Annotated in this window: 15 protein-coding genes; 6 read left to right on the forward strand and 9 right to left on the reverse strand. The window is 65.3% G+C overall.

The genetic code is table 11. The features are described 5' to 3' along the window. Positions 1-11 precede the first annotated feature (11 nt). Positions 12-1,220, reverse strand: a complete 1,209-nt coding sequence (locus Q358_RS0101135) for a YeeE/YedE family protein (RefSeq protein WP_051530112.1) — start codon at positions 1,218-1,220, stop codon at positions 12-14. Between the two features lie 234 nt (positions 1,221-1,454). Here Q358_RS0101135 and Q358_RS0101140 point away from each other — a divergent pair, with 234 nt between their 5' ends. Next, on the forward strand, positions 1,455-2,444 hold the full coding sequence (locus tag Q358_RS0101140; protein ID WP_027960355.1) for an IS481 family transposase: 990 nt from the start codon (positions 1,455-1,457) through the stop codon (positions 2,442-2,444). 53 nt (positions 2,445-2,497) lie between these two features. Here Q358_RS0101140 and trpS read toward each other — a convergent pair whose 3' ends face one another. From trpS to radC, 7 genes are all read right to left on the reverse strand, one after another. Further along, entirely contained in the window at positions 2,498-3,523 is a 1,026-nt protein-coding gene (gene trpS / locus Q358_RS0101145) for a tryptophan--tRNA ligase (protein ID WP_027960356.1), read from the reverse strand. A gap of 153 nt (positions 3,524-3,676) precedes the next feature. Next, positions 3,677-3,979, reverse strand: a complete 303-nt coding sequence (locus Q358_RS0101150; protein ID WP_342665534.1) for a putative signal transducing protein — start codon at positions 3,977-3,979, stop codon at positions 3,677-3,679. A 17-nt stretch (positions 3,980-3,996) separates the two neighbouring features. Continuing rightward, complete coding sequence (locus Q358_RS0101155) at positions 3,997-5,190, reverse strand: class I SAM-dependent rRNA methyltransferase (RefSeq protein ID WP_027960358.1); 1,194 nt, start codon at positions 5,188-5,190, stop codon at positions 3,997-3,999. A gap of 15 nt (positions 5,191-5,205) precedes the next feature. Then, positions 5,206-6,036: a bifunctional DNA-formamidopyrimidine glycosylase/DNA-(apurinic or apyrimidinic site) lyase gene (gene mutM / locus Q358_RS0101160; protein ID WP_027960359.1), complete on the reverse strand. Its 831-nt coding sequence runs from the start codon at positions 6,034-6,036 to the stop codon at positions 5,206-5,208. Positions 6,037-6,139: 103 nt separating this feature from the next. Next, complete coding sequence (rpmG, locus tag Q358_RS0101165; RefSeq protein ID WP_021819788.1) at positions 6,140-6,295, reverse strand: 50S ribosomal protein L33; 156 nt, start codon at positions 6,293-6,295, stop codon at positions 6,140-6,142. 43 nt (positions 6,296-6,338) lie between these two features. Beyond that, entirely contained in the window at positions 6,339-6,575 is a 237-nt protein-coding gene (gene rpmB, locus Q358_RS0101170) for a 50S ribosomal protein L28 (RefSeq protein ID WP_027960360.1), read from the reverse strand. A 292-nt stretch (positions 6,576-6,867) separates the two neighbouring features. Continuing rightward, on the reverse strand, positions 6,868-7,542 hold the full coding sequence (gene radC / locus Q358_RS0101175) for a RadC family protein (RefSeq protein WP_027960361.1): 675 nt from the start codon (positions 7,540-7,542) through the stop codon (positions 6,868-6,870). Positions 7,543-7,728: 186 nt separating this feature from the next. Between radC and coaBC the strand changes: the two genes are divergently transcribed. Genes coaBC through slmA form a run of 5 tightly spaced genes read left to right on the forward strand, consistent with a single transcriptional unit; the run spans position 7,729 to position 12,481 of the window. Beyond that, positions 7,729-9,003 (forward strand): bifunctional phosphopantothenoylcysteine decarboxylase/phosphopantothenate--cysteine ligase CoaBC, encoded by a 1,275-nt coding sequence (coaBC, locus tag Q358_RS0101180; RefSeq protein WP_027960362.1) that lies wholly within the window; start codon positions 7,729-7,731, stop codon positions 9,001-9,003. A 40-nt stretch (positions 9,004-9,043) separates the two neighbouring features. After that, the gene (dut, locus tag Q358_RS0101185) at positions 9,044-9,511 is read left to right on the forward strand and encodes a dUTP diphosphatase (RefSeq protein ID WP_027960363.1); all 468 of its coding nucleotides are present in this window, start codon (positions 9,044-9,046) and stop codon (positions 9,509-9,511) included. 36 nt (positions 9,512-9,547) lie between these two features. Next, positions 9,548-10,948: a phosphomannomutase/phosphoglucomutase gene (locus Q358_RS0101190; RefSeq protein ID WP_027960364.1), complete on the forward strand. Its 1,401-nt coding sequence runs from the start codon at positions 9,548-9,550 to the stop codon at positions 10,946-10,948. 14 nt (positions 10,949-10,962) lie between these two features. After that, complete coding sequence (gene argB, locus Q358_RS0101195; RefSeq protein WP_027960365.1) at positions 10,963-11,862, forward strand: acetylglutamate kinase; 900 nt, start codon at positions 10,963-10,965, stop codon at positions 11,860-11,862. Positions 11,863-11,869: 7 nt separating this feature from the next. Beyond that, a complete protein-coding gene (gene slmA / locus Q358_RS0101200) occupies positions 11,870-12,481 on the forward strand; it encodes a nucleoid occlusion factor SlmA (protein WP_027960366.1) in 612 nt (203 codons plus the stop codon). A gap of 157 nt (positions 12,482-12,638) precedes the next feature. Here slmA and rpoH read toward each other — a convergent pair whose 3' ends face one another. Beyond that, entirely contained in the window at positions 12,639-13,505 is an 867-nt protein-coding gene (rpoH, locus tag Q358_RS0101205) for an RNA polymerase sigma factor RpoH (RefSeq protein ID WP_027960367.1), read from the reverse strand. Positions 13,506-13,553: the final 48 nt, after the last annotated feature.

Genomic DNA, 13,553 nt, shown 5'->3' on the forward strand with positions numbered 1-13,553 from the left:
GCGAGTTCGGCTCAGCAGGTCTTCGCCGCCGGCTTGCGGGCCGCCTCTCCGGTGAAGAAGAAGGGCCTTAACCGCACCCCGAGCATATTGCCGGCGAAGGCCGCCACCAACCATATCCAGCCGTGCAGGCTACCGGAGGCGATGCCGCTGAAGTAGGCGCCGATATTGCAGCCATAGGCAAGACGCGCCCCGTAGCCGAGCATGATGCCGCCGATGGCGGCGGCCAGCACCGAGCGCAGCGGGATGCGGAAATTGGGCGCGAAGCGGCCGGCCAGCGAGGCGGCGATCAGGGCGCCCACCATGATGCCGATATTCATGAGGCTGGTGATATCACGCCAGATCGTGGTCTCCAGGGCGGTGGCATTCCACGAGGCCTGCCAGTAGCCCCACTGGCTGACGTCGCCCCCCAATGCCGTGAAGCCCTTGGCGCCCCATAGCGCGAAGGCCGAGGTAACCCCCCAGGGTCGGCCGGCCAGGGCCAGGGTGGCGAAGTTCAAGAGCGCCAGGGCCACGGCCCCCGCCAGCAATGGCCAGGGGCCGGTGAGCCAGCGCCGATTGCCGACATCGCGCTTCGCGGTACGCTCCAGCTGCCCATGGCGGCGCTTCTCCATCATCACGGTAAGGACGGCGATGGCCGCAAACAACGCCAGGCTGACGACGATGCCGCCACCGGTGCCCGCGGTCTCGACCAGTGATACCGGCTGGAACGCCGGCAGGCTCTGCCACCAGGTGAAGTGGGCCGTGCCGATCAGCGAGCCGATAATGAAAAACACCAGGGTAATCAGCATGCGTGCATTGCCGCCTCCGGCGGTGAACAGGGTGCCGGAGGCGCAGCCGCCACCCAGCTGCATGCCTATCCCGAAGAGGAAGGCCCCGAACACCACCGACATGCCGATGGGCGCCACGAAGCCGTTAACCGACTGACCAAACAGGCTGCCGGCCCCCAGCGCCGGGAAGAACAACAGTACGGCGATGGCCAGCATCACCATCTGCGCGCGCAGGCCGCGCCCTCGCCGTTCCGTGATAAAGACCCGCCAAGCGGCAGTAAAGCCGAAGGCGGCATGGTAGAGCACCATGCCCAGCAGGCCGCCCACCACCATCAGGGCGCCCAGCCGCGCGCCGAAGACGGCGCCCACGGCCAGGGCCCCCAGGAGCAGGGCCCCCGCGGCCACGACGGGAAGGGAGATTCGGTTGCGTTGGGTCAAGGCGAGTTCACTCATGGCAGGCTCACGTAAGCAGGTCTGGGGGCAGGGCGCCCCGGGTAACCGTGCAGGATAACGACACCAGGACATCACGCAAAAGAATTTAAATGAAATTTATAATTCAAAAAAAGAATAAGATATCAGGGGTGTATGCCCCTAAGTGTGGGGTACCGGATGATCAAATCGCCTATAGGAGTTATCCTCTGCTAGCCGCGAGGGAGCTTCTTCAGCAATTCATCCGGGAGCAGGTTCATGGACATCAAGCTGCATAAACAAGCGACGACGACACCAAAGATCCGTGCCGAGATCCAGGCAGCACCCTCCAGTATCACGGATAGCGAGCTGGCCCGTCAGTATGGCGTCACCACCGCGACCATCCGGCGTTGGCGTTACCGTGATAATGTCTATGATCGATCTCACACGCGACACAACCTCCTGGCGACGCTCACGTCCGAGCAGGAGGAAGTGCTGATCACGGCTCGTGAGTTCCTGCGCCTCGGCCTGGATGACCTTCTGGTCGTTGCGCGTGAGTTCCTGAATCCCCGCTTGTCACGCTCTGCCCTGCATCGCATGCTCAAACGGCGTGAAGTGCCGACGCTGGCGGAACTGGCGCGGCAGAACGCCGGTGACGACGAGAAACCTCGGCACAAGCCCTTCAAGGACTACGAGCCTGGCTACGTGCACATCGACATCAAGCACCTTCCCCAAATGCCGGACGAGCAGCAGAAGCGCTACCTATACGTCGCCATCGATCGTGCCACGCGCTGGGTTTACTTGGAAGTCAGGCACAGTCAGTCCGCAAAGGATGCGCGGGCGTTCATGAAACGAGTGGAGGAGAAGGCCCCCTTCACGATCCAAACGGTGCTCACCGATAACGGCAAGTCGTTCACCGATCGCTTCACGCGGGCAGGCGAGCGCAAGCCCAGCGGTCACCATCTCTTCGATCAGGAGTGCCAGGCCCATGGTATCGAGCACCGGCTAATCAAGCCGGGACGGCCGCAGACGAATGGCATGGTAGAGCGCTTCAACGGCCGGATCAGCGACGTGCTTTCGACCCGGCGCTATGTTTCAGGCGAGGATCTGGAACAGACACTCAAACGCTACGCTTGGCTGTACAATCACCATATCCCGCAGAAGGCGCTGCACCATCAGTCGCCGATTGCAGTGATGAAGGAATGGCAGGTCAAACGTCCTGAGTTATTTACCAAGCGGGTGGTTAATCACACGGGACCCGACACCTAAGCACGACGGGCGCCCCGCAGGGCGCCCGTCCATGGTCGAGGGGCAACATCCGATCAGACAAAGCGCCCCAGGCCCGCGACCTGACGCAGGCGATCCATCAGAGGCGCCGCCTCCGCCCGGGCCCGCTCGGCTCCTTTCAGCAATACTCGCTCGATATGTCCCGGGTCTTCCAGCAACGCCTGGTAGCGTTCACGAGGCTCGCGCAAGTGCTCGTTGAGGTACTCGAAGACACGGTTCTTGGCCTCGCCCCAGCCGATGCCGTTGGCGTACTCCTCACGCATCGCCACCACTTCCTCGGCCGAGGCAAACGCCGAATAGATCTGAAACAGGGTGCAGGCATCGGGGTCCTTGGGCTCGCCGGGCTCCAGCGAGTTGGTCTTGATCTTGCGCACCAGCTTCAGCAGCTTCTTCTCGGAGACGAACAGCGGGATGGTGTTGTTGTAGCTCTTGGACATCTTGCGACCGTCCAGCCCCCTCAACAGCTCGCCCTCCTCGTCCACCACCGCCTCGGGCAGGGTGAAGTACTGCCCCTTGTAGAGGTGATTGAAGCGTCCGGCCATATCCCGAGCCATCTCGATATGCTGGGCCTGATCGCGCCCCACCGGCACCCGACTGGCGTTGAACATCAGGATATCGGCCGCCATCAACACCGGGTAGCCGAACAGACCCATGGTGATACCCTTGTCGGGATCCTGGTCGTCGGCCGCCTCGTTGTCGGCTACCGCCGCCTTGTAGGCGTGGGCACGATTCATCAGCCCCTTGGCACAGATGCAGGAGAGCATCCAGGCCAACTCCGGGATCTCGGGAATATCCGACTGGCGATAGAAAATGGCGTTGTCGGTATCCAGGCCCAGCGCCATCCAGGTCGCGGCGATCTCCAGGCGCGATGCCTGCACACGCTTCGGGTCCTGGCACTTGATCAGCGCATGCAGGTCGGCGAGGAAGTAGTAGGACTGAACGCCGGGGTCCCGGCTCGCTTCGATGGCGGGCTTGATGGCGCCGACATAGTTGCCCAGATGCGGGGTGCCGGTGGTCGTGATGCCGGTAAGAACGCGGGTCTTCTCGGAAGCTGCACTCATGGGGAAAGTGGACTCTGCGGTTCGGAAATGGCCGCCATGATAACGCGCAGGCCCCCACAAGGCGACCGGGACGGCCCGACCCGGGCACTCGCAGATGGCTTGACGGCTCGATAGGTCGGGGCTTATCCCCAGCGCCCCTTGGCCCAATACGCCTCAAGGGCGCAGCGCCCCACAGTTCCAGCAAGCGTCGAAGACGCCGTCCAGGGGCTCCCCGCAATCCGGGCAGCGCCAGGCGGCCGCCTCGCTCCTGCCCGCCAGGGCATCGTCTATCAAGGACTCGGCACGCTCGCGATTATGGGGCTTCACCCACACCTCGGGTTCACACTCCCCCAGGGGCAGCTCACCGGCGCCGCCACCCAGGGTCATATTGCGTAACTCCGCGGGGATACCCGCCGCTTCGAGCAGGTTATGCACATGGCTGACCAGCAGCGCATTGCTGTGGGCGAAGACCCGCACCGGCTCACTCCCTCCCATCAATCCCGGAAGACTCGCACGCCAAGGGCCTTCAGGTAGGCGGTCTCGGGAATCGCCGGATGCACCGGGTGGTCCGGTCCCTGGTGGCCCTGGAAGAGGATCTGGCCATGGCGGTCCTGGTGGCGCACCGCGCCACGCACCACATCCACCAGGCGCTCCGGCGCCAGATGCATGGAGCACGACGCCGAAAGCAGCAGGCCATCACGCCCCAGCAGGCGCATCGCCTCACGGTTGAGCTTGCCATAGGCGCGCTCGCCGTTGGGGATATCCTTGCGCTTCTGGATGAAGGCGGGCGGGTCGAGGATCACCACATCGAACTGCTCGCCCTCGGCCTTGAGGGCCGCCAGGACCTCGAAGGCATCACCCTCGCCCACCGCGACCTGCTCCTGAAGACCGTTGAGGGCCGCATTATCGGCGACGCGCTCCAGGGCCGGGACGGAGGCATCCACGCAGAGCACCTCCCGGGCGCCGTTAGCCGCGGCCTGCACGCCCCAGCCACCGACATAGCTGAACAGGTCCAGCACCCGCTTGCCGGCCACGAACTGGTTGAGCCAGGCACGATTGATGCGGTGGTCATAGAACCAGCCGGTCTTCTGGCCATCGAGCACCGGCGCCGAGAAGCGCACGCCATTCTCCTCCAGCAGCACGGGGTCGCTCACTTCGCCCTTGACCACCTCCACGAAGCGCTCGAGCCCCTCCTGGCGGCGCCCGGAGGTGTCGTTGCGCAGCACCACCGTGGAGGGCGCGAGCACCTTGTCCAGGGCGTCGAGCAGCTCGGGCAGCACCGCCTGCATGCCGGCGGTATTGACCTGCACCACCAGCGTCGCGTCGAAGCGATCGATCACCAGCCCGGGCAGCAGGTCGCCTTCACCGTGTACCAGGCGGTAATAGGGCGCGGCGAACAGCCGCTGGCGAAGCGCCAGCGCCTGGTTGAGGCGGTGCACCAGCAGGGAGCGATCGAGCCCCTGCTTCGGGTCCCGGGAGACCAGCCGTGCGCAGATCAGCGAGTTGGGATTGACGTAGGCCACGCCCATGGCCTTGCCGTTGGCGGCCTCCACGACCACCTGCTGGCCGAGTTCCAGGCCCTTGAGCGGCGTGGCGCCGGTATCGACCTCGTTGGAATAGAGCCACAGGTGGCCCGCCTTGAGGCGACGGTCGGCGTTCTTCTTCAGGCGCAGAGAGGGCAGAGTCATGGGGTCTCCGGAAAATCAGGTCTGGCAATGGGGACAGTAGACACTGGCCCGCTGCCCGAGAGTAATAAGGCGCAGCTCATCGCCACAGTGCCGACAGGGCTGACCATGCCGACCATAGACATTGAGCCGCTGCTTGAAGTAGCCGGGCTCGCCGGTACCGCCGACGAAGTCGCGCAGGGTGGTGCCTCCCTGGGTAATGGCGGCGGCCAGCACCTCCTTGGCGGCGGCGGCCAGGCGTTCATAGCGTGCCAGCGAAATGCGTCCGGCGGCCCGGCGCGGATCGATGCCGGCCATGAACAACGCCTCGGACGCATAGATATTGCCCACCCCCACGACGACGGCGTTATCCATCAGGAAGGGCTTGACCGCGAGGCGGCGGCCACGGGACAACCGATAGAGCCGCTCACCGTCGAAGGCCTCCGACAGGGGCTCGGGCCCCAGCCGCGACAGGCGCGAATCCCGCTCGGCATCACCCGCCAGCCAGTCGACGAAACCGAAGCGGCGTGGGTCGTGATAGCGCAGTATCCCACCGTCGTCGAGCACCAGGTCCAGGTGATCGTGCTTTCCGGGCAGCTCGCCGATGCGCACGATACGCAGACTGCCGGACATGCCCAGATGGCACAGCAGGGTCGCTTCGCCGGCGTCGCCCCCGGAGACGGGCAGCAGCAGGTACTTGGCACGGCGGGCCAGGGTGCCGATCCGCGAACCCACCAGCCGTTCGCCCAGATCGGCAGGAACCGGCACACGCAGGCGGGACTGTCGCACGATCACCTCACCGATCTCGCGCCCCTCGACATGGGGGGCAATGCCGCGGCGGGTGGTCTCGACTTCGGGAAGTTCGGGCATCGGCGGTGGGCTCTGCGGCTGCCTCAGAAACACCTGAACCCGACTGAGGGATCAGTCGGGTTCAGGTCGACAGGCTTGAACACCTGCGGAAGAGGATCAAGGCTTACTTGATCTTGGCTTCCTTGTACATCACGTGCTTACGGACGACCGGATCAAACTTCTTCATCTCCAGCTTATCCGGAGTGTTCCGCTTGTTCTTGTCGGTGGTGTAGAAGTGACCGGTACCGGCACTGGACACCATTCTGATCTTGTCACGCATGACTGTTTGCTCCCCTTGAATGGATCGCTAGAAAGCGAATCGCTTAGACGGCTTCACCGCGCTTGCGGAGATCGCTGAGAACCGCATCGATACCCTTCTTGTCGATGATGCGCATGCCCCTGGAAGAGACGCGCAGCCTGACGAAGCGATTCTCGGACTCCACCCAGAAACGGTGTGAGTGCAGGTTCGGCAGGAACCGACGGCGGGTCTTGCGCTGGGAGTGTGAAACATTATTACCAGTCACCGGGCGCTTGCCGGTAACCTGACATACTTTGGACATGGGAGCCTCCAACCACTGGCCAGGTGTCAATCACCTGTTGTGTTCAAAACCTGTCGGGCAAACCGGGAGATCCCGTGACATTTGACCCAAGGGAATTCAAAGGCTGCACTTTATACCAGAGACCGCCTCACCGGACAAGCCCGGAGCGCAAGGACATATATATCCAGCGACGGCGAGTACGGCGCGAAAGGCGACTGACGATGGGCAGGTGCTTGGCAGGCAGCCCCAAATTCTCGGGGGCCGGGCGCAGCCGAGGCAACATTATAGAGCAAGTCGCGCCCCGCGTCATGCTTTACAGCCATCCCCGCTCGGCGAAGGACACCACTTCGCCATCTCCGACCACGAAGTGATCCAGCACACGGATCTCGAAGAGACCGAGCGCCTCACACAGGCGGTCGGTGATGCGCCGGTCGGCGTCACTGGGCTCGGCCACGCCGGAGGGATGATTATGCGCCAGAATCACTGCCCCGGCGCTCAGGGCCAGGGCCCGTCGCGCCACCTCACGGGGATAGACGGAAGCGCTGTCCAGGGTGCCGCGGAACAGCGACTCGTAGCGGATCACCCGGTGCTGGGCATCGAGGAAGAGCGCGGCGAACTCCTCGTGCCCCAGGTGACGCAGCTGACTGGAGAGATAGGCACGCACCAGCGTCGGCGAGGTCAGCGCCTCCCCCCGGGCCAGCTGGCTGGCCAGATGCCGCCGCGACAGCTCGAGGCAGGCCTGAAGCTGCACATACTTGGCATCGCCCATGCCCCGCGCCGTGCAGAACTGCTTGCGTTCGGCCTCCAGCAGCTGGCGCAGGCCGCCGAATTCCAGCAGCAGGTTCCGCGCCAGGTCCACCGCCGAGTGGCCCCGCACGCCCACCCGCAGGAAGATGGCCAGCAGCTCGGCATCCGACAGCACCTCGGCTCCCAGTGCCAGCAATTTTTCCCTGGGTCGCTCCCCCTCCGGCCAGTCCCTGATCGACATCGCCATCCCCCCGCTCCGCCTGCCCTCAGTGTAGCCACACTTCCGCTGGCTCGTAGGGCTATCGCAGTGACGCCAGGCGAGCCGAGCCGGGACGGCGGCAGCCCTGCCCGCCGTCTCGTCTCGGCTACGCAAGGTAGGGCGCCAATGATAAGGTAGGCGGTTGAGATTACCGTCGGGAACCAATCCATGTCATCGCTCTCCGAAACCGGACTCATCGGCCGCCGAGTCCTGCTCGGCATCAGCGCCGGCATCGCCGCCTACAAGAGTGCCCTGCTCGCCCGCCTGCTCACCCAGGCAGGCTGCGAGGTGCGCGTCGTCATGACCGAGGGGGCCCAGGCCTTCATCACGCCGCTGACCCTGCAGGCACTGACCGGCGAGCCCGTGCGCACGTCTCTGCTCGACCCCGAAGCCGAGGCCGGCATGGGCCATATCGAGCTCGCCAAGTGGGCCGACACCATCCTGGTCGCCCCGGCCACCGCCGACCTGATGGCGCGCCTCGCCCAGGGCCATGCCGACGATCTGCTCACCACCCTGTGCCTGGCCAGCGACGCCGAGACGGTCATGGCCCCGGCCATGAATCAGGCCATGTGGCGCCACCCGGCGACCCAGCGCAATGCCGCACGACTCGTGGATGACGGCTGGCGCCTGCTGGGACCGGATAGCGGCGACCAGGCCTGTGGCGATACCGGCCCCGGCCGCATGCTGGAGCCCGAGGCGATCCTCGAGGGGCTGCTTTCCCTCCAGGCGCCCGATGCCGCGTCCCTTCAGGCGCCCGATGCCGGGCCGGCCGCCGGCCTGAACGTCACCATTACCGCCGGCCCGACCCGAGAGCCGCTGGACCCGGTGCGCTACCTCTCCAATCATAGCTCCGGCAAGATGGGCTATGCCCTGGCCATGGCGGCCGCGGCGCTGGGCGCCAGGGTCAGGCTGATCAGCGGCCCGGTGACCCTGCCCTGCCCCGCCGGCGTGGAGAGAATCCCGGTGGAGACGGCGCTCGAGATGCACGCGGCGGCGTCGCGACTCGCCCCGAAGAGCGATATCTTCATCGGCTGCGCCGCGGTTGCCGACTATCGCGCCGAGGCGGCAGCGGAACACAAGATCAAGAAGGTCGAAGGCGAGGACGCCCTGACGCTGCGCCTGGTGAAGAACCCCGACATCATCGCCTCGGTGGCCTCACTACCCGAGTCACGGCGGCCCCTGGTGGTCGGCTTTGCCGCCGAGACCCGCGACATCGCGACCTATGCCCAGGACAAGCTGACTCGCAAGAGGCTCGACATGATCGTCGCCAACGATGTCTCTCGCCAAGGCCTCGGCTTCGGCAGCGACCGGAACGCCGCCCTCCTGCTCTGGCGTGGCGCCGCGGGCGAGGACCGAGAAAGCCTCGAGGCCCAGCCCAAATCCGACATGGCCCGGGCGATAATGCGCCGCGCCCTGGCCTGCCTGGCCGAGCGTACCGCCTAAGCCCGACGCCCCATGACTCCGATCCCCTCAGGAACCCCCGATGCCCCAACTCGATGCCAAGCCCCGCCTGGCCGTGAAGCTCCTCGACGAGCGCCTGCACGACTACATGCCCCACTACGCCACCCAGGGCTCTGCGGGCATGGACCTGCGCGCCCTGCTCGATGCCCCCCTGACGCTGGTCCCCGGCCAGTGTGAGCTGGTGCACACGGGCCTGGCCATCCATATCGCCGACCCGACCCTCGCCGGCCTGGTCCTGCCCCGCTCTGGCCTGGGCCACAAGCATGGCATCGTCCTCGGCAACCTGGTGGGGCTGATCGACTCCGACTATCAGGGCGAGCTGATGATCTCGGTATGGAACCGCGGCCAGGCCTCGTTCACCCTCGAGCCCTTCGAGCGCCTGGCGCAGTATGTGCTGGTACCGATCGTTCAGGCCGAACTCGAGGTTGTCGACGACTTCACCGCCAGCCAGCGCGCGGAAGGTGGCTTCGGCAGCTCCGGCCGCCACTGACTCCGCCAGTTATCACCCTAGAGGGAAGGACCCTAGATGACCGCAGATAGCCAGACCGTACCCGCCTCCATCTTCCGCGCCTACGATATTCGAGGCATCGTCGACGACACGCTCACCGAACCCAACGTCGAGCTCATCGGTCGCGCCATCGGCAGCGAGGCCGCCGCCCGCGGCGAATCCTGCGTGGTGGTCGCCCGGGATGGCCGGCTATCCGGCGAGCGCCTCAAGGACGCCCTGGTGCGCGGCCTGAACGCCGCCGGCCGCGACGTCATCGATGTCGGCATGGTCCCCACCCCGGTGCTCTACTTCGCCACCCATACGCTGGATGGCACCGCCTCGGGCGTCATGGTGACCGGCAGCCACAACCCCCCGGATTACAACGGCTTCAAGATCGTGCTCGGCGGCGAGACCCTCTCCGGCGAGGCGATCACCGGCCTGCACGAGCGCATCGTCGCCGGCGACCTGACCGAGGGCCAAGGCAGCGTGCGCGACGTGGACGTTCGTGACACCTACCTGGCACGCATCCTGGCCGACGTTCACCTGGCGCGACCGCTCAAGGCGGTGGTCGACTGCGGCAACGGCGTGGCCGGCGAGCTCGGCCCGCAGCTGGTGGAGAAACTCGGCGTCGAGACACTGCCGCTGTTCGCCGAGATCGACGGCACCTTCCCCAATCACCACCCGGACCCGGGCAAGCCGGAGAACCTCCGGGACTTGATCCAGGCGGTGCGGGAAAACGACGCCGATATCGGCCTGGCCTTCGACGGCGATGGTGACCGCCTGGGCGTGATCACCCCCTCAGGCCGGCTGATCTATCCGGATCATCTGATGATGGCCTTCGCCGAGGACCTGCTCGAGCGCCGCCCGGGCGCCAGGGTGATCTTCGACGTCAAGTGCACGGGCAACCTGGCCCGGGTGATCGATGAGGCCGGCGGCGAGCCCGAGATGTGGCGCACCGGCCACTCGCTGATCAAGGCACGCATGAAGGAGACCGGCGCCCTGCTGGCCGGCGAGATGAGCGGTCATATCTTCTTCAAGGAGCGCTGGTACGGCTTCGACGACGGTCTCTACAGCGCCGCCCGCCTGCTGGAGGTTCTCTCTCGTCAGGAGCTGGAAGCCGATGCCTTCTTCGACCGCTACCCCCAGGACAAGGGCACGCCGGAGATCAATATCCCCGTTACCGACGAGACCAAGTTCGACCTGGTGGCGCGCCTGGCTCGCGAAGGCGACTTCGGCGAGGAGGGCGTGAAGACCACCCTCGACGGCATCCGCGTCGATTACCCCGACGGCTGGGGCCTGTGCCGCGCTTCCAACACCACCCCGGTGCTGGTGCTGCGCTTCGAGGGCAAGAGCGAGGCGGCTCTCGAGCGTATCAAGGCCCGCTTCGCCGACGCCCTGACCCAGGTAGCCCCCGAGCTGGACGTGGTGCTGTCAGAATGAAAAAGGAATCCGCAATGACCGAACAGACCCGTGACCCCCGCCTGGTGGTGGAGGTGCTCTCCGAGGCGTTGCCGTATATTCAGCGCTTTTCCGGCAAGACCGTGGTGGTGAAGTACGGCGGCAACGCCATGACCGAGGACACCCTGATCGACTCCTTCGCCCGGGATATCGTGCTGATGAAGGAAGTCGGCATCAATCCAGTGGTGGTCCACGGCGGCGGCCCGCAGATCGGCGAACTACTCGGCAAGCTCAATATCGAGTCGCGCTTCGTCAACGGCATGCGGGTCACCGATGCCGAGACCATGGACGTGGTGGAAATGGTACTGGGCGGGCTGGTCAACAAGGGCATCGTCAACCTGATCAACCAGTGCGGCGGCAAGGCCATCGGCCTGACCGGCAAGGACGGCGCCCAGATCCGCGCCCGCCAGCTCAGGGTGGAGCACCAGACGCCGGACATGGCCGCCTCCGAGATCATCGATATCGGCCATGTGGGCGAAGTGGAGCATATCTCCACCGACCTGATCGACATGCTTGCCCAGCGTGACTTTATCCCGGTCATCGCCCCCATCGGGGTGGATGAGGCAGGCCACAGCTACAACATCAACGCCGATCTGGTGGCGGGCAAGGTGGCCGAAGCTCTCTCCGCCGAGAAGCTGATGCTGCTGACCAACGTGGCCGGCCTGATGGACGGCTCGGGCGAGGTGATGACGGGTCTGACCACCGCCCAGGTGGACGCCCTGATCGCCGATGGCACCATCCACGGCGGCATGCTGCCGAAGATCCGCTGCGCCCTGGACGCGGTGAAGGACGGCGTCAGGAGCGCCCATATCATCGACGGCCGGGTTCCCCACGCCACGCTGCTGGAGATCTTCACCAACGCCGGTGTCGGCACCCTGATCACCGACGAAAGCTGATCCTCCCATGACACAGGCAACCCCCACTCCCAGTCGTCGCGAGCAGATCCTCCAGGCACTGGCCATGATGCTGGAAGAGGACAGCGGCAAGCGCATCACCGTATCCGCCCTGGCGAAGCAGGTCGGCGTTACCGAGGCCGCTCTCTATCGCCACTTCCCCAGCAAGGCACGCATGTTCGAGAGCCTTATCGAATTTATCGAGGATTCCCTGTTCGCCCGCATCGGGCGCATCCTGGAAGAGGAGCATGAGGCACTGCCGCGCTGCGGGGCCCTGCTTACCCTGCTGCTGGGGTTCGCCGAGAAGAACCCCGGTCTCTCACGGCTACTCGACGGAGGGGTGCTCACCGGCGAGACGGTGCGGCTGCGAGTCCGCATCCATCAGCTCTTCGAGCGGCTCGAGACCCAGCTCAAGCAGATCCTGCGCGAAGCCGAGCTACGCGAGAAGCGTCGCACCCGCCTGCCCGCCGCCACCGCCGCCAATCTCCTGCTGTCCACCGCCGAGGGACGCATCAGTCAGTACGTGAGGAGCGACTTCAAGCGCCGCCCCACCGAACACTGGCAGGTGCAGTGGGCGCTGCTCTCGGCCCAGCTGCTGGAGGAAAGCCCCCAACCCGCGTGAGGCTCCAGGCGCTTGAAAGGCCCCTTCCTGCCGGAAAGTGCCTACCAGAGACACACTTTCCAGAGGCACTCGTCTTAAAAACACCAAGGCCCAATCGAAGACATTCGACGGGGCCTTGAATGTTGACCAGCGCGCGGCATCGGCGCGTTCGACTCATTCACGCCACCAGGGCGTCACCGATCTGCTGCTTGATCTTCTTCATGGCATTCTTCTCGAGCTGGCGGATGCGCTCGGCGGAAACGCCATACACATCGGCCAGATCATGCAGGGTGGCCTTGGGCTCACTGAGCCAGCGACGCTGCAGGATGTCACGCGAGCGCTCATCCAGGCCCTCCATCGCCAGCTGTAGGCGGCGGGTGGAGTCGCCCTCCCAGTCACTCGCCTCGATCTGGGTAGCCGGGTCGGCGGAGGTATCGTCCAGATAATGCACCGGTGCCTGCCAGCTGCTCTCGTCATCCTCGCCGGGCGCTGCATCGAAGCCGGCATCGTGGGAGGCGAGCCGGCCTTCCATTTCGCGCACCACCTCGGGCTTGACGTCGAGGTCCTTGGCGATCGCCTCGACCTCGTCACTATTCAGCCAGGCCAGGCGCTTCTTGGCGCTGCGCAGGTTGAAGAACAGCTTGCGCTGGGCCTTGGTGGTCGCGATCTTCACGATGCGCCAGTTACGCAGCACGAACTCGTGAATTTCCGCCTTGATCCAGTGCACGGCGAAGGAGACCAGCCGCACTCCCTGGTGGGGATCGAAACGCTTTACCGCCTTCATCAGGCCAATGTTACCCTCCTGGATCAGGTCTGCCTGGGGCAGGCCATAGCCGGAGTAGCTGCGGGCAATGTGCACGACGAAGCGCAGGTGCGACAGCACCAGCCGGCGCGCCGCCTCCAGATCGCCCTCATCGTGCAGCCGGAAGGCCAGCTCACTCTCCTCGTCGGAGGTGAGCATGGGGATGCCATTGGCCGCCCGGATATAGCCGTTAAGGTCGTGCCCCGGGGAGAGTTGGCCCACCGGAAGAAGACTGTTGCTCATGTGCAGGATGTCTCCTCAATCAGCCCATAAATGTCTTGGCATGCGGCA

It is taken from the genome of Halomonas halodenitrificans DSM 735, assembly GCF_000620045.1.
GTDB lineage: Bacteria > Pseudomonadota > Gammaproteobacteria > Pseudomonadales > Halomonadaceae > Halomonas > Halomonas halodenitrificans.